Source organism: Bacillus sp. FSL R5-0603, assembly GCF_038050295.1.
GTDB lineage: Bacteria > Bacillota > Bacilli > Bacillales > Bacillaceae > Bacillus > Bacillus subtilis.
In genome coordinates, this window is the sequence record NZ_JBBOYP010000001.1 from 2327232 (window position 1) to 2342474 (window position 15243).

A 15243-nucleotide genomic window follows, 5' to 3' on the forward strand; every position below is an offset into this window, starting at 1 on the left:
TGCAGAAAAAAGGAATAATAGCGCCCTATTATTCCGGTACATCTGCTTTTTTTTCTTTTAACGTCTTATGTGCTTCTTCTACAACGCGCATGATCTCTTCTTCCGGCAGCTCCTGGCCTTCCTGTCCCTCTCCCGGCCAATGCAAATGAAGGAGAAACTCAATATTTCCGTCTCCTCCGGTGATTGGAGAAAATGACAAGCCTTTACAGATATAGCCTTCAGCGGCAGAAAAACTGATCATTCGCTTGAGCACATCAGTATGCACTTTAGGATCTCTGACAATCCCTTTTTTGCCGACGGATTCCCGTCCCGCTTCAAACTGAGGCTTAACTAGAGCCATGCAGTCGCTGCCCGGTACGAGTAAAGTCCTTAGGACAGGCAGGATGAGCCGCAGTGAAATAAAGGACACATCAATTGTGGCAAACTCCGGCATGCCCTTTGTAAAGTCTGCCGGTGTTGCATAACGAAAGTTCGTCCGTTCCATCACGACGACCCGTTCATCCTGTCTAAGCTTCCATGCAAGCTGATTATAGCCTACATCCACAGCGTATGACTGTTTAGCTCCATTTTGCAAAGCGCAGTCCGTAAAACCGCCGGTGGAGGAGCCAATATCAATCATAATTTTATCTTTGACAGAGACGGGAAATTCCTTCAACGCTTTTTCGAGCTTTAAGCCGCCCCTGCTCACATACCTCAGCGGGTTTCCTTTGACGGTTAACGGAAGGTCGCGGTCAATTTTTTCTCCAGGCTTGTCCAAGCGGTTTTCGTTTGAGTAGACGATCCCCGCCATAATGGCTCTTTTGGCTTTTTCACGCGTTTCCGCCAGCCCTCTTTCCACTAATAATACATCTAATCGTTCTTTCTTTGACGTCATGATCCAATTCCTTTGTGTGTCTTTGGCGGCATCAGTAATCTAATACGATTTGCCACCTGCTGTTTTGTCAGTCCAATTTCCTCAAGAAGTGCCGTTACGCTTCCGTGTTCAATAAACCGATCAGGTATACCCATTCTGTCGATCGGAGTATGATATTCACCTTGATCATGAGCGAATTCTAAAATCGAGCTTCCGAAACCGCCTTCTAAGACCGCTTCTTCAATTGTTAAAATTGGCAAGCCTTCTTTTAGAATACTCTTCATCATCTTTTCATCAATCGGCTTAATAAAACGCGCATTCACAACGCGCACGGAAAGGCCTTCTTTCTGCAGCTCTTCGGCTGCTTCAATCGCCATTTCGATTGTTGTGCCGAATGTTAAGATGACAGCATCGTTCCCTGGACGCAGCACCTCCCACGTACCGATCGGAATCGTTTTCAACTGTTCATCCATTTTTACGCCGAGTCCGTTTCCGCGCGGAAAACGCATCGCTATCGGGCCTTCGTCATAGCTAAGTGCTGTATGAACCATGTGCTGGCCTTCATTTTCGTCTTTCGGCATCATTAAGACAATGTTTGGAATGTGGCGCATAAACGCAATATCAAACACGCCTTGATGTGTCTCTCCATCAGCGCCAACGAGTCCTGCACGGTCAATTCCAATAAACACATTGGCGTTTTGGCGGCAGATGTCATGAACAACTTGGTCATATGCCCTTTGCAGGAAGGTTGAATAAATCGCCAAAAACGGCTTCATACCCTGCATTGCCATAGCTGCCGCCATCGTTGCGGCATGCTGTTCTGCGATTCCTACGTCGAACATCCGGTCAGGGAATTCCTTTGCGAAACCTTCAAGCTTTGAACCGACAGGCATAGCCGGCGTAATGGCTACAATGCGTCCGTCCTCGCGCGCCATTCGCTGCACAGTTCCGCTGACAAGGCCGCTCCACGAAGGAGCTGCGGCTTTCGGCTTTACAAAGTCACCGGTATTAATTTTATATGGTCCGGTACCATGCCATGTCCCAATCGTATCGGTCTCAGCCGGTTTGTACCCCTTCCCTTTTTTCGTGATGACATGCAGAAGAACAGGGCCTTTCGTTTTTTTGGCGTATTGAAGATTCTCAATCAGCTCATGATAAGAATGTCCGTCCACTGGGCCCAAATACGTAAAACCGAGCTCCTCGAAAAACATTCCGGAGACGAGCATGTATTTCAGGCTGTCTTTGACTCGTTCCGCCGTGGCGGCAAGCTTGCCCCCAACTGCCGGAATCTTTTTAAATAAGTATTCAAGCTCATCTTTGACCCACTGGTATTTCCCCGCAGTACGGAGCCGTCCGAGCATAGAGTGAATGGCACCGACATTTGGCGCAATACTCATTTCATTATCATTAAGGATGACAATCATGTCTTTTTTCTCGTCGCCGATGTGGTTAAGGGCTTCGAGCGCCATACCGCCGGTCAGCGCGCCGTCACCAATGATCGGAATAATATATTCATCCGTTCCTTTAATATCACGGGCAGCTGCCATTCCCATCGCGCCTGACAGAGAGGTCGAGCTGTGCCCGGTTTCCCAAACATCGTGCTCGCTTTCACTCCGCTTTGGAAATCCGCAAAGCCCTTTGTACTGGCGAAGCGTCGCAAATTCTTTTCCGCGTCCTGTCAGCAGCTTATGGACATACGACTGATGGCCTACATCCCATAAAAATTTGTCTTTCGGGCTGTTAAATTCCTTATGCAGGGCAACAGTAAGCTCTACGACACCTAAGTTTGGGCCGATGTGGCCGCCGGAAGCGGATAAACTTGTAATTAAAAACTGACGGATTTCATCACTTAATTTCTCTAATTCATCAATGGACATGTTTTTTAAAAACGACGGGTCCTGTATTGATAAAAGATCCAAAGCGGATCAACTCACTTTCAGCATGAATTTCTGCAATGATACATGTCTTTTGCATGCCGAGCTGACAATAATCTCAGACATAAAAAAAGACAAACGCGCTTTTCCTTTTCATTTTTCATATAAACTGCTTACATTTTACCATATCTCGTGCAGCCGCTTCAAATTAGGATCGTTTTAGTGATCTCTTGCCGCAATTAAATCACAAAGCTCATATAAAAGGTCTTTTTGAAGAGAGAGTCCGCCGATCAATCGCTTCGCCTCTTTTATATGAACATCCAATTTATGTTTGGCCCCTTCCAATGAAAGAAGCGACGGGTATGTCGATTTGTCATTTGTGGTATCCGAGCCGACACGTTTGCCGATTTTCTCTTCACTGCCTTCTAAATCCAAAATATCGTCTCTGATTTGAAATCCGATTCCAATGTGGCTGCTGAAGGTACGCAGTGTTTCAATGTCTTCCTCAGGCGCATCAGCCAAAATAGCACCGGCGATTACACAAAAGCCAAGAAGCTTGGCAGTTTTCCGTTCATGAATGGATTCGAGCTCTTCAAGCGTGACTTGTCGGTTTTCCGCTTCCATATCAGCTACTTGCCCCCCGACCATGCCTTCGGTGCCTGCCGCTGAAATCAGTTCATTCACAAGCCGCAGGCGCTTTTCTGCTGACACCTCGTCTGACACGTAGGAGGTAATCAGCTTAAAGCTTTCTGTGAGCAGCCCGTCACCCGCTAATACTGCCGTCGCTTCACCAAACACTTTATGGTTTGTCGGCTTCCCGCGGCGCAAATCGTCATCATCCATGCATGGAAGATCATCATGAATTAACGAATACGTGTGAATCATTTCGACAGCACAGCCCACCGGAATGCCGTCTTTTTCGCTTTTTCCATATGCGTTTAAAACAGCCAGTACAATCAGAGGCCGCAACCGCTTTCCGCCGGCTTGTAGAGAATACAGCATAGATTTCTTTAATGAGTCCGGCATATCAAGCTTTTCTGTATAGACAGAAAGCTGATTTTCAATTGTTTTTTTCCGGTCCGCCAGAAAGCTCGTTAAGTTATTTGTCACCTTCGTCTTCCTCCTGAACACTGAAAGGTGCCAGTTCGCCGTCTTCTTTTAAAATGAAGTCCATTTGCTTTTCGACTTTTTGCAGCTTTTCATGGCACATTTTTGACAGAGCCATGCCTTCTTGGAAATAGTTAATGGCTTGCTCTAGAGGCACATCTCCCTCTTCAAGCTTTGATACAATGCTCTCAAGCCCTTTCATCGCTTCTTCAAATGTCATGTTTTCATTTTTTTTCACGTCTGTCATTTTTCTTCCCCTCTCTTTTCTAATACTTCACAGGTCAGCACGCCATCCTTCAGCTTGACTTCAAGCCGGTCCTGCTCTTCTATTTGACTGACACTTTTAATGAGTTTATCTTCTTTATAAGCCAAGCTGTATCCTCTTTCCATCACTTGAAGAGGACTTAGTGCATTCAGCTTGCCAAGAACGGTTTGAAATTGGGAATGCAGCTGCTTCATTTGGATATTCATATTTTTTCTCAGCTGATTTGTTTGTTCCTGGTATCGTGTTCTCGCTTGTTTCAGCTGTTCATGAGGATGCAGTGCCTCTAATCTGTACGTTTCACGCTCCAGCTGTCTGCTTTTCCGATCTAAAAGAGCGGTCAGCTGTGCTTGAAACTGCTGGTACGCGAGGTCAAACTGCTGCTCTTTTTGCGCATACAAACGCTTTGGAAAACGAAAGGCATAGGACGATTGCAGCGTTTGAATCCGTTCTTTTTTCTGGCCGAGATGCTGCTGCATCGCTCTTGTCATTCTGACTTCCGCTGTTTTTGTCCGTTCGATTAAATCAGTGGTATGAGGCACAGCAATCTCAGCTGCTCCTGTCGGCGTCGCGGCTCTGAGATCGGCGACAAAATCACTGATCGTAAAATCCGTCTCATGTCCGACTGCCGATATAATCGGAATATTGGAAGCAAAGATGGCGCGTGCTACAATTTCTTCATTGAATGCCCAAAGTTCTTCTATCGAACCGCCGCCTCTCCCGACAATTAATACGTCGCAAATCTCTTTTTCATTTGCCTCTTCAATGCGCGTAACGATGGATCTGCTCGCATTTTCACCTTGTACGAGCGCTGGAAGAACAATGACTTTTACAAGGGGATATCTTCTTTTTAGAGTTGTAATAACGTCTCTGACAGCGGCACCCGTTGGAGATGTCACAACCCCGATTGTGGCTGGAAATGCGGGGATTTGTTTTTTGTAGCGGTCGTCAAATAAACCTTCTCCGGCAAGCTTCTTTTTTAATTCTTCGTACGCTAAATAAAGCGCTCCAACCCCGTCAGGCTGCATTTCTTTGGCATATAATTGATAGTTTCCGCTCGGTTCATATACGGAAATTCCGCCTCTTACCAGCACTTTCATTCCGTTTTCAGGTTTAAAAGGCAGACGCTCGCTTTGTCTCGCGAACATCACCGACTGCATTCTTGCGTTTTCGTCTTTTAAAGTGAAATAAATATGCCCTCGTGTGTGTATCTTTACATTCGACAATTCGCCTTTAATCCAAATATTTTCAAGGTGAGGATCTACATCGAATTTTCGTTTTATATACTTTGTCAGCGCTGAGACGGTCACATACGCTGCTTCACCCATGTCTAAAAACTCCTCTCCTAAGCATTCCTGCACCATAACTAAAGAAAACCCGCCCTGGCTTTAGGAGCCTGAAGAAGCGGGTATCGTGCTCATATTCAAGGCGGGCAAACATTTCGCCTGTGAATATCTCCAATTATCTATGATAACGTACGTTTCGCAGATTTAACAGTATTATGCGCAAGCATCGTGATGGTCATCGGACCTACTCCGCCCGGAACCGGCGTGATGAAGGACGCTTTTTCCTTTGCCCCTTCAAATTCAACGTCTCCGCAAAGCTTTCCGTTTTCCAGACGGTTAACGCCGACGTCAATGACAACAGCGCCCTCTTTGATCTGGTCTGCACTGATGAAGTTGGCTCTGCCGACTGCCACCACCAGGATGTCCGCTTTTTTCGTATGTTCAGTAATATTTTCTGTTCTTGAATGACAGTAAGTAACCGTCGCGTTTTCATTTAATAAAAGCTGGCCGACAGGTTTGCCGACAATGTTGCTTCGGCCGACTACAACAACCTCTTTACCGGAAAGGTCAATATTGGTTTTCTTCAAAAGCTCAACAATTCCATGAGGCGTGCAAGGAAGAAACGTATCTTCGCCAAGCAGCATTTTCCCTACGTTTAACGGATGAAAACCGTCTACATCTTTATCAGGGGAGATACGTTCGATCACCGCTTTTTCAGAAATATGGTCTGGGAGCGGAAGCTGAACGAGAATGCCATGAAACTCAGGGTCTTGGTTATATTGATCAATAATGGAAAGCAGTTCAGCTTCTGTGAGGCTGCTGTCAAATTGATCGAGCTTGAAATTCATTCCCATTGTTTCTGCCGCTTTTTTCTTTCCTCGCACGTAAGAGTGAGAAGCAGGATCATCTCCAATCAAAATAACCGCCAGTCCGGGAGTGACGCCTTGCTTTTTAAGCTCTTCTACCTCTTTTGCCAATTGTTCGCGTTTTTCTCTAGCCGTTTCTTTTCCGTCGATGATTGTTGCAGTCATTTTCTTTCCTCCTATGATTGTTCAATATCAGATTTAATGTTAGAAAGAACCCCGTTTACAAACTTTGTCGCTTTGTCATCACCAAACCGTTTTGCCAGCTCAATCGCTTCGTTCATGGAGACATTCACCGGAATGTCTTCGGCATATGCCATTTCATATGCTGCCAGGCGCAAAATCGCACGGTCAACATTGGCAATCCGATCGAGCTTCCAATTCACCAGATGCTTGGAGATCATTTCATCCAGCTGGTCTTGGTGTTCCAATACCCCGTGTACAAGCTGTTCAAAGAAAGGATCTGTTTTTTCTTCATCCAGTGCGTGTTCTATGGCTTCATTCACTGCAATATCGCTGACATCAATTTGAAATAGTGCCTGCAAAGCTTTTTCTCTTGCTGTTCTTCTTTTCATTTTCTTTCTCCTTTGATCCTCTTTATCCGCTTGTCGTTAAGCCACAAAGAGATCATAACATATTTTTTTCGTATCCGCATATTGAAATCAAGGTTTTTTTACCCTATTGCCGAATATTTTCACACACCTTAATATGATTATTCGGATTTCACGTTCATGAAGAAACTCGGCTATGTAAGCCGGCTTTCTTCATGCTTTGAAATAAAGGGTAACGTGTAAAAAAACCAAAGGGCCGCCCTCCCCTTGGTTTCGTGTTAAGCCATTTACATTTCTTCGTCGATTTGGACTTCTTGGGCTTTTGTGTCAAATTGAATGCCGACGATGTGAATATTGATCTCGTTAATCGAAAGAGACGTCATATTTAATAAGGTTTGACGAATGTTTTCCTGAACGGATGCTGCAACTTTCGGAATCGAAACGCCAAATGTAACGACACAGTATACATCGATCGTAATTCCGTCATCCGCCAGGTCGACTTTGACACCTTTGCCATGATTCACTTTGCCAAAGCGCTCAACGACGCCTGTCGCAAAGTTTCCGCGCATTTCGGCAACCCCATCAACTTCTGATGCTGCAATGCCGGCAATGACCTCAATGACCTCCGGTGCAATCTCAACCTTACCCAAATGCGTATCTTCGTGATCCATTTTAAGCAAGCTGTTGTCTTTCATTCAATTCACCTCCGTAAAAATTATGAGCCCATTACATCATATGTTTCTAAAAATTTCGTATTAAACTCTCCGCTCACAAATGTTTCGTGTTCAAGCAGTTTTAAATGGAAAGGGATTGTTGTCTCAATGCCTTCGATGACGAATTCGCTCAATGCGCGCTTCATGCGGGCAATCGCTTCATCCCTCGTTTTTCCGTATGTGATTACCTTTGCAATCATGCTGTCATAGTACGGTGGGATGGAATAGCCAGGGTACGCAGCTGAATCGACACGGACACCAAGACCGCCAGGAGGCAGGTACATTTTAATTTCACCAGGTGACGGCATGAAATTTTTACTTGGGTTTTCTGCGTTGATTCGGCATTCGATGGCCCAGCCTTCAAATTCAACATCTTCTTGCTTGAGGCTCAGTTCCATTCCTGATGCCACTTTGATTTGTTCCTTGATCAGGTCAGTTCCCGTCACCATTTCTGTGACTGGGTGCTCTACCTGAATTCTCGTGTTCATTTCCATGAAGTAATAGCGCTGTTCATTGTAGTCATAGATAAATTCAACTGTTCCAGCACCTGTATAGCCAACCGCTTTTGCAGCCTTTACTGCTGCATCTCCCATTTGCTCCCTGATTTCTGAATCAAGGGCAGGAGATGGTGATTCTTCCAAAAGCTTTTGCAGGCGTCTTTGGATCGAGCAGTCGCGTTCGCCCAAATGGATCGTATTTCCGTAGTTATCAGCAAGCACTTGGATCTCAACGTGGCGAAAATCTTCTATGTATTTTTCGATGTATACACCTGGATTTCCGAATGCAGTTGCCGCTTCCTGCTGTGTAATCTTAATGCCATTAATCAGTTCCTCTTCAGTGCGGGCAACCCTAATTCCTTTTCCGCCTCCGCCTGCGGTGGCTTTTATAATTACAGGATACCCAATTTCATTAGCAAGCGAAACCGCTTCTTCCACATTTTCTATAATTCCCTGTGAACCCGGTACGATTGGCACGCCGGCCTGTTTCATCGTTTCCCGCGCAACGTCTTTTGTTCCCATTTTTGAAATGGCGTCAGCGCTCGGGCCGACAAACGTGACATTCACTTCTTCACATAATTCAGCGAAATCAGCATTTTCAGCTAAAAATCCGTATCCCGGATGAATGGCGTCCGTGCCAGTCAGCTTTGCAACACTCACAATATTTGTAACGTTTAAATAGCTGTCTTTTGATGCTTTCGGTCCGATACAAAAAGCTTCATCGGCCATTTGAACATGAAGGGCATCTTTATCAGCTTCTGAATAAACAGCGACAGTCTCAATTCCGAGCTCTCTGCAGGCTCTGATGATTCTGACAGCAATTTCTCCTCTGTTGGCGATCAATAGCTTTTTAATCATGTTCAGTCTCCTTACTCCGCTTTTACAAGAAATAGAGGTTGTCCGTATTCGACCAGCTGGCCGTTTTCTACTAATACTTCAACGATTTCGCCTTTCACTTCTGCTTCGATTTCGTTGAAAAGCTTCATCGCTTCTACAATGCAGACAACTGTGTTTTCATTTACTTTTGAACCGGCTGTTACATACGGGCCAGCTTCCGGTGATGAAGAAGCATAAAATGTTCCTACCATTGGTGAAGTGATTTTATGCAGATTCTCATCTTGCTTTGGTGCTTCTTGGGCAGGTGTCGCTGCTTGCTGCGCTTGCGGCTGAACTGCCTGCGGAGCCTGTGCTTGTACAGGTGCTGCCGGTGCCTGCTGCATGACTTGAACCGTGTCTGCTTCGTGTTTTTTCAGTTTTAAGGATACACCTTCATTTTCATATACGAATTCGTCAATTGTAGACTCGTCAATTGCTTTAATCAGCTCGTGGATTTCTTTGATATTTAACATTCAATCGCACTCCTATGTATGAAATTTCTTTTTTATAGGTTACTACTAAAAGTACATACTATGTTCATCTTACAGGAGCGGACTTTTGAATTCAACTCTAATATGACAGCAACGCAAAAAGCCCGCTTGTTTAGCGGGCTTCTTTTTCCTCTTTCTTACTTGGATGGTTCAAATGTGACAGCGACATCTTTCATTGTTTTGATTTCTTTTGCGACAAGGTCTATAATGGCTGTCGCCTTCGATTTAGAGTGTTTGTCTGATTTGACTGTAATATTGATTTTATCTCCTTCAGCATTAACGAGCGCATCCTCGTAACCTTGTGTTTTAATCAGCGTTTCCAGCTGTTTTTCTGTTCCTTCCACTTCACTGAGAGCCGTCATTTTATCGTATGCTTCGCTTTTCTCCTTGGCTGTTGCATCATCGCTTGACACAATCGCATTCAGCTCTTCTCTTTCTTTGCTTCTGGCATCTTCTAAATCAAGACGGTACGTTGTAAACAGATCATCATCGGCTGTTTCCGTAACAACAGTTCCTTTTTCACTGGCTTCAGCGGATGTTTCCTTGTCTGCTGATGAATCTTTCGTTCCCTTTGTTCCATCTTCTTTTCCTTTTTCAGTTTCTGTACCGCTTTTTTCCTTCGTGTCTTGCTTGGCAGGCGCTTTTTCAGTTGCGACCTCTCCGCTGTCAGACGCGCTTTTTTCACTTTGCATCTGCACGGCGTTTTTGCTTTCCGGCGACATGATATAGTAGACGCTTAACACCACGACAAGACTGAGCATTGTTAATAGCCAAACGGTTTGTTTTTTAAGCATTTATGAATCCTCCTTTATTTTTTTAGGGGCAACCGCAACCCGGTGGCTTGGAACATCCAGGACCCGTGTCACCGCTTCGATAATGGTTTGTTTTATTTGAACGTTGTCCACTCCTTGAGCAACAACGAGTACACCGCGTATATCAGGTTTTTTCGTTTGGACGACGACAGGTGTTTCTTTATCGCCGTTTTTGATCATGACGATTTCTTCCTCCGATGTTTGGTCTGTAACGCTTCTTGTTCCGCCTTCTTTGTCAGTTTCTTCAGTGGTTGTATTTTTGTTTGATTTGTTTTTTTCGTATACTTTCAGCGACGTTGCATCTACATTCACGACAACCGAGACATCGTCCACACCAATGATTGTTTCAAGAATTTCTTTCAGCTGATTTTCGTATTCTTTTTCATAGTCATCGATCGAGTCTTTAGGTTTATCAGATTTTGAGGCTTTAAACACTTCAGCTGTTTTCTCTTTGCTGTCTGCGGAATGTTGCGGTGATACGGCCGTTATCGTTTTTGCGTTTTCTGTTTTCTCAGGTGAAGAAAACAGCTGGCTGACAAGCATAAAGGAAACTCCGAGAACAAAAACGAATAGAAAGTAATGATATTTGGTCAGCTTCGGCTTTTCGCCGTCCTTCGTTTGTCCCGGAAGAAACTGCTTTTTCAATACATTCCATAATCCGTTTTTATTCATTGCCGACACTCTCCCCGCCTTCCATATGAACCGTAATTTTCTCACTTCCGATTTCCCAAATGTCCGCGAGCTGCGTTTGTATCTGTTTGGCTTCTTTTTGTTCGGCTGCTTCTTTCGTTACGTATGCATGATCTGTGTCAATGTGGACCGGCGCGACCGTTTGGACCGTTTTTTCAGAAGACGGGGCCATATACACGCTGATTGTTTTAATATCCTCTTCTGAATCTACCTTTTCTCCTGCCGTGAGTTTGATGCGGCCTACTTTATATTCATCATGACTGAATCTCTCCTCCGCTTTCTTTTTTAGTTGGACAGCCATTTCTTCTAGAATATATGCGCGCTGGGAAGCTTGTATTTCTATTTTTTTTGAATTGATTTGATTTTTTATGTCGGCAGACTCTGACTGCCCGTTTTTTGTGAGATATTCAAAGATGACTTCGGGGTCTGTCTTGAAAAGTTTAAAAATCGGCGTAAGCATGACGACAATCAAGAGCAGGCTGACTACCATTTTTGCGTACTTTTGCATGCTGGAGCTCGGCAGCAGCATATCAATCACAATTGCAAATAGGATAAACAACACGATGGTGGTAAGCCATTCCGTTAAAAAACTCATTCGCCTGCCTCCTTCATTTCATCATCATCGTGAGGTTTCCGGCTGTGATTATGACAGTAAGGCTTAAAAAAAACATGAGAGACACAATGGCGAGAGCTGCAAAAATATAAATGACGCTTTTGCTGATGACGTCGAGGCAGGTGATGACGGGCCCGCCTCCTAGCGGCTGAAGAATCGCGGCTGCCAGCTTATAAATAAAAGCGAGGGAAAGCACTTTGATTGCTGGAAATGCCGCGATACAGATCAAAATAGCGACACCGAGAATCCCTACCGTATTTTTCAGCAGTAAAGAGGCGCTGATTACTGTATCTGTTGCGTCTGTAAACATTCGGCCAAGCACAGGAATAAAATTTCCGGTTATAAATTTAGCCGTCCTGAGCGTAATGCCGTCTGTCACTGCAGCTGAGGCTCCCTGAACAGAGATGACGCCGAGAAAGATGGTAAGAAAAACAGCCAGTGCTCCGATGGCGATATTTCTGAGCAGGTTAGCCAGCTGCGTTACTTTGTATTGTTCAGTCATCGTGCTGACAATGCTCAGAATCGCTGATAAAAAAATCAGCGGCATGACGATATTCTGAATCAAGAGACCGCTCGTGTTCATCAGGAAGAGGATAACAGGATGAAAGAAGGCAGCAGATACAGCTCCGCCTGAGGAAGCCAAAAGCGCCAAGAGGAGCGGAATGAGCGCCAGGATAAAGCTGGTCATCGTCTGAATCGCCTCAGTTGCATAGTTAATTGCCACATGAAAGCTATTAAGCGCAAGGATAATCAGCACCATGTACACAATTGAGTAAGCGACCTTACTGACGGTGCTTTGCTGAAAAGCATTTTGCAGAAGCTGCAGAATGACGCAAAAAATCGTGAGCAAAATCAATGTGCCCAGCAGCTTTCCGTTGGCAAGCACTTCATGAAACAAATAAGAAAAGAGAGCTTTCAGCCATTCTTGCGGTGAGAATGATTTATCGCCATTGATAAACTCCATTAAGCTGCCTTTTTGGCTTTCCGGCAGCAGTCCGCCGTATTCTGTCATAATGTCATTCCAAAATTCCCCGATCTTATCTGTTTCAAGCGAGGCTGCTGTCCTTTCCGCTAATTGCTCGGCTGTTTCAGCATGGTCTTCCGTTTGTTCTGCATTACCAGCTGCTTGTACAATTTCTGCACGGCCTGCTATGATCAGCACGGCCAAAAGCAAAACCCATTGAAAGCGCTTCAATCTACCGCCTCCTTTCGGTTATGACATAGAAGGTATAAGTCCGAGAATCGTTTCGATAATGACGGTTAAAATAGGCACAGCCATTACGAGTATTAAAATTTTCCCCGCCAATTCTATTTTCGAGGCGATGGCTCCTTGACCGGCATCTTTTGTGAGCTGTGCCCCGAATTCAGCAATATAGGCGATTCCGATAATCTTTAAAATGGTTTCAACATAGACCATGTTGACATTTGCATTAATCGCAATTTTTTCTATCATTCGAATAATGTCGTAGATTTGGTCTACCAAATAAAGAAAAATGGCACATCCGGCAAAAACGACGATTAAAAACGCAAAAGTCGGCTTTTGTTCTTTTACAATTAAAGAAAGGAAGGTGGCGATCAGCCCTAAACCTACAATTTGAACAATGTCAATCTGCAAGCCCCCCTATCCTTGGAATAAAAACACAGCTTTTATCTTTTTAAATAGGTCATCTACAATCGTGGCGACCATAAATAAAATATAGATAAAACCTAACAGCGTCACCCACTGAGCATATTCTTTCTTGCCCATCTGATCCAATATCGTGTGTAAAAAAGCGACCACGATTCCCACTCCGGCGATTTGAAATATGACATTCACGTCTACTCCCATTTTATTTTTGCTCCCCTCACGTTTACATCAATAGAAGAATGAGTAACAAGCCCGCTAAAAAGCCCAAACTTTTTATCATCTTTTCATTTTTCGCTTGCGCCTGCTCAGCATCCGCTTCAGAGGCTTCCAAATGTGTCAGCGCCAGCTTGATGTGCTTTTGCTGAGAGATTCGATCATGAATCCCGAGCGTCTCGCCAAACTGCTTCAGCACTTCGTATTCGCTTTTTTTCAAAGACAGGGTATCCCATACCTTCTTTAAGCTTTGCTCCCACGCCGTTTTCGCGGAATCACTTCCCTTGTCCAGCTGATCACTGAATGCGGAAAAAAGAGCTGAAACAGGCTGTGCGAGCTGTTTGGCAATCTGCTGTGAAGCAGTATGAAGCGGTGTATGGCCGTACATGATTTCAGCCTCGAGGGATTGAAGCGCCGCACGCAGCTGGCGGATTTGCCGCGGCCGTTCTGTATAAATCTTCGCCATCTCAAAACCTGTCCATGTTGTCGCTACCACAATGAATACAGCGCCCAGCAGCTTCAGCATGTTTTCACGCCCGTCGTCCTAGACAGCACATTTCCGTCTTTGTCATAAATGCGGCTCACTGTGCCCGGCCCCTTCGCTCTCGATAATTCCAAATAGCGGTCAAAGGCTCTTTCTTCCCACAAACGCTTCAATGAAGGCCGCTTCATCAGGTCGGATATGCTCCAGCCATGCGCCGATACGATTACTGAAACACCCGCATGCAGTGCCTCCAGAAGTGCATCTGTATCTTCCATACGCCCGATTTCATCGACAATCATCACCTCAGGGCTCATGGATCGAATCATCATCATCAGCCCTTCAGCTTTTGGACAGGCGTCTAACACGTCAATTCTCTGACCAAATTGATGCTGCGGAATGCCGCGAAGACATCCGGCAATTTCTGACCGTTCATCGACGATTCCTGTCTTTACGGGCAGCATGGGTTTTTTGCCGGTGCTTGAGAGCCTCGCAAGGTCCCGGAGAAGTGTTGTTTTGCCTGTTTGGGGCGGTCCGATAATCAGCGTATTCAGCCAGCTGTTTTGATATAAGTATGGAAGCAGCGGCTCCGCAATCCCCAGCTTTTGCCGGGCAATTCGTATATTAAAAGATGCGATGTCACGGAGGCCTTTCACACCTCCGTTTTCCGTAATGACTCTGCCCGCCAGTCCGACTCTGTGGCCGCCTCTGATCGTGACATACCCTTTCTTCAGCTCTTCTTCAAGTGTATACATACTATAGTTGCTGAGCCGGCTCAGGATCAGATGGGCATCCTCGGCCGTGCCCGCATAGGACAAATAAACAGGTTGTCCTCTTCGAATCAATTCAACAGGGCGGTTGATCCGAATTCTGACTTCTTCGATTTCCAGCCATTGTTGTTCCGGTATTTCAGAAAGGGCGTTTTTCATGGATTCAGGGAGAACCTCAGCGATTTCATTCAACAGAGCCTCCTCCTTTCTACCGATTGGCTTCTTTAAAATGTATGATGTGAGGCAGACTTTATGACAAGCCTCTCTTTATTTATGAACACCCGCCAAAATCAAGACAACACCCGTAAAAATCAGAATCAGCTTTGCATACGAAAGCTGCCCGGCAATTTGGTAGATTCCGACAGTCATCGTAATGATAAAAATCAACGGACCGACTATAGCGAGAATGCTGTTAACCACAACCGCCTTCCGGACATCGTTGGTCACAAGCATGACAATTGCTGCCGTCAGCTCAATCATAGAGGATAAAACTCGTAATCCCGCCATTGTTAAAACAGTAGAATTGATATTTCCAAGTAAAAATTTCATAGCACTCTCCCAACCTCCCATTTTTTTATATGATATGCTCTAGCTTGCTGAAGTAGTCTTGTCATTTTCGTATAAAAGAAAGATTCTGTTTTTGGGCACAAAAAAAGCCTGCTCC

19 protein-coding genes are annotated in these 15243 nt (G+C 45.0%); all 19 read right to left on the bottom strand.

The window, feature by feature from the left end; all coding sequences use genetic code 11:
- Positions 1 to 28: 28 nt before the first annotated feature.
- Positions 29 to 874 (bottom strand): TlyA family RNA methyltransferase, encoded by an 846-nt coding sequence (locus NYE56_RS11790; RefSeq protein WP_326209661.1) that lies wholly within the window; start codon positions 872 to 874, stop codon positions 29 to 31.
- Entirely contained in the window at positions 871 to 2772 is a 1902-nt protein-coding gene (dxs, locus tag NYE56_RS11795; protein ID WP_014477302.1) for a 1-deoxy-D-xylulose-5-phosphate synthase, read from the bottom strand. The genes NYE56_RS11790 and dxs overlap by 4 nt, the downstream gene beginning before the upstream one ends.
- Before the next feature lie 174 nt (positions 2773 to 2946).
- A complete protein-coding gene (locus NYE56_RS11800; RefSeq protein WP_341283887.1) occupies positions 2947 to 3837 on the bottom strand; it encodes a polyprenyl synthetase family protein in 891 nt (296 codons plus the stop codon).
- Positions 3827 to 4081, bottom strand: coding sequence for an exodeoxyribonuclease VII small subunit (locus NYE56_RS11805; protein ID WP_003226409.1), 255 nt, complete (start codon positions 4079 to 4081; stop codon positions 3827 to 3829). Before NYE56_RS11805 ends, NYE56_RS11800 begins: the two co-directional genes overlap by 11 nt.
- Positions 4078 to 5424, bottom strand: a complete 1347-nt coding sequence (gene xseA / locus NYE56_RS11810) for an exodeoxyribonuclease VII large subunit (protein WP_268555511.1) — start codon at positions 5422 to 5424, stop codon at positions 4078 to 4080. The genes NYE56_RS11805 and xseA overlap by 4 nt, the downstream gene beginning before the upstream one ends.
- A gap of 137 nt (positions 5425 to 5561) precedes the next feature.
- Entirely contained in the window at positions 5562 to 6413 is an 852-nt protein-coding gene (folD, locus tag NYE56_RS11815) for a bifunctional methylenetetrahydrofolate dehydrogenase/methenyltetrahydrofolate cyclohydrolase FolD (RefSeq protein ID WP_003230259.1), read from the bottom strand.
- 11 nt (positions 6414 to 6424) lie between these two features.
- Positions 6425 to 6820 carry a transcription antitermination factor NusB gene (gene nusB / locus NYE56_RS11820; protein WP_003230256.1) on the bottom strand — a complete coding sequence of 132 codons (396 nt, stop codon included), beginning with the start codon at positions 6818 to 6820 and terminating at the stop codon, positions 6425 to 6427.
- Between the two features lie 263 nt (positions 6821 to 7083).
- Positions 7084 to 7491, bottom strand: coding sequence for a fatty acid biosynthesis protein YqhY (gene yqhY, locus NYE56_RS11825; RefSeq protein WP_003230254.1), 408 nt, complete (start codon positions 7489 to 7491; stop codon positions 7084 to 7086).
- Between the two features lie 20 nt (positions 7492 to 7511).
- Positions 7512 to 8864 carry an acetyl-CoA carboxylase biotin carboxylase subunit gene (gene accC, locus NYE56_RS11830; RefSeq protein WP_003230253.1) on the bottom strand — a complete coding sequence of 451 codons (1353 nt, stop codon included), beginning with the start codon at positions 8862 to 8864 and terminating at the stop codon, positions 7512 to 7514.
- Between the two features lie 11 nt (positions 8865 to 8875).
- Positions 8876 to 9355: an acetyl-CoA carboxylase biotin carboxyl carrier protein gene (gene accB / locus NYE56_RS11835; protein ID WP_341283888.1), complete on the bottom strand. Its 480-nt coding sequence runs from the start codon at positions 9353 to 9355 to the stop codon at positions 8876 to 8878.
- A gap of 155 nt (positions 9356 to 9510) precedes the next feature.
- On the bottom strand, positions 9511 to 10167 hold the full coding sequence (spoIIIAH, locus tag NYE56_RS11840; RefSeq protein WP_003230250.1) for a stage III sporulation ratchet engulfment protein SpoIIIAH: 657 nt from the start codon (positions 10165 to 10167) through the stop codon (positions 9511 to 9513).
- A complete protein-coding gene (gene spoIIIAG / locus NYE56_RS11845; protein ID WP_217019500.1) occupies positions 10168 to 10857 on the bottom strand; it encodes a stage III sporulation protein AG in 690 nt (229 codons plus the stop codon).
- Complete coding sequence (spoIIIAF, locus tag NYE56_RS11850) at positions 10850 to 11470, bottom strand: stage III sporulation protein AF (protein WP_003230233.1); 621 nt, start codon at positions 11468 to 11470, stop codon at positions 10850 to 10852. Before spoIIIAF ends, spoIIIAG begins: the two co-directional genes overlap by 8 nt.
- 13 nt (positions 11471 to 11483) lie before the next feature.
- Entirely contained in the window at positions 11484 to 12683 is a 1200-nt protein-coding gene (gene spoIIIAE, locus NYE56_RS11855; protein ID WP_003230230.1) for a stage III sporulation protein AE, read from the bottom strand.
- Positions 12684 to 12701: 18 nt separating this feature from the next.
- A complete protein-coding gene (gene spoIIIAD / locus NYE56_RS11860) occupies positions 12702 to 13103 on the bottom strand; it encodes a stage III sporulation protein AD (protein WP_003230228.1) in 402 nt (133 codons plus the stop codon).
- Between the two features lie 6 nt (positions 13104 to 13109).
- A complete protein-coding gene (gene spoIIIAC, locus NYE56_RS11865) occupies positions 13110 to 13316 on the bottom strand; it encodes a stage III sporulation protein AC (protein ID WP_003153142.1) in 207 nt (68 codons plus the stop codon).
- Positions 13317 to 13338: 22 nt separating this feature from the next.
- A complete protein-coding gene (gene spoIIIAB / locus NYE56_RS11870) occupies positions 13339 to 13854 on the bottom strand; it encodes a stage III sporulation protein SpoIIIAB (RefSeq protein ID WP_014477309.1) in 516 nt (171 codons plus the stop codon).
- The gene (spoIIIAA, locus tag NYE56_RS11875) at positions 13848 to 14771 is read right to left on the bottom strand and encodes a stage III sporulation protein AA (RefSeq protein ID WP_144483064.1); all 924 of its coding nucleotides are present in this window, start codon (positions 14769 to 14771) and stop codon (positions 13848 to 13850) included. Before spoIIIAA ends, spoIIIAB begins: the two co-directional genes overlap by 7 nt.
- A gap of 75 nt (positions 14772 to 14846) precedes the next feature.
- A complete protein-coding gene (locus NYE56_RS11880; protein WP_004398639.1) occupies positions 14847 to 15128 on the bottom strand; it encodes a YqhV family protein in 282 nt (93 codons plus the stop codon).
- Positions 15129 to 15243: the final 115 nt, after the last annotated feature.

Bases quoted from the DNA above. Each gene is read 5' to 3' on its own strand.
- NYE56_RS11790 (WP_326209661.1), bottom strand. From the start codon at position 874: ATGACGTCAAAGAAAGAACGATTAGATGTATTATTAGTGGAAAGAGGG.
- NYE56_RS11805 (WP_003226409.1), bottom strand. From the start codon at position 4,081: ATGACAGACGTGAAAAAAAATGAAAACATGACATTTGAAGAAGCGATG.
- xseA (WP_268555511.1), bottom strand. From the start codon at position 5,424: ATGGGTGAAGCAGCGTATGTGACCGTCTCAGCGCTGACAAAGTATATA.
- folD (WP_003230259.1), bottom strand. From the start codon at position 6,413: ATGACTGCAACAATCATCGACGGAAAAGAAACGGCTAGAGAAAAACGC.
- nusB (WP_003230256.1), bottom strand. From the start codon at position 6,820: ATGAAAAGAAGAACAGCAAGAGAAAAAGCTTTGCAGGCACTATTTCAA.
- yqhY (WP_003230254.1), bottom strand. From the start codon at position 7,491: ATGAAAGACAACAGCTTGCTTAAAATGGATCACGAAGATACGCATTTG.
- accC (WP_003230253.1), bottom strand. From the start codon at position 8,864: ATGATTAAAAAGCTATTGATCGCCAACAGAGGAGAAATTGCTGTCAGA.
- accB (WP_341283888.1), bottom strand. From the start codon at position 9,355: ATGTTAAATATCAAAGAAATCCACGAGCTGATTAAAGCAATTGACGAG.
- spoIIIAH (WP_003230250.1), bottom strand. From the start codon at position 10,167: ATGCTTAAAAAACAAACCGTTTGGCTATTAACAATGCTCAGTCTTGTC.
- spoIIIAG (WP_217019500.1), bottom strand. From the start codon at position 10,857: ATGAATAAAAACGGATTATGGAATGTATTGAAAAAGCAGTTTCTTCCG.
- spoIIIAF (WP_003230233.1), bottom strand. From the start codon at position 11,470: ATGAGTTTTTTAACGGAATGGCTTACCACCATCGTGTTGTTTATCCTA.
- spoIIIAC (WP_003153142.1), bottom strand. From the start codon at position 13,316: ATGGGAGTAGACGTGAATGTCATATTTCAAATCGCCGGAGTGGGAATC.
- spoIIIAB (WP_014477309.1), bottom strand. From the start codon at position 13,854: ATGCTGAAGCTGCTGGGCGCTGTATTCATTGTGGTAGCGACAACATGG.
- NYE56_RS11880 (WP_004398639.1), bottom strand. From the start codon at position 15,128: ATGAAATTTTTACTTGGAAATATCAATTCTACTGTTTTAACAATGGCG.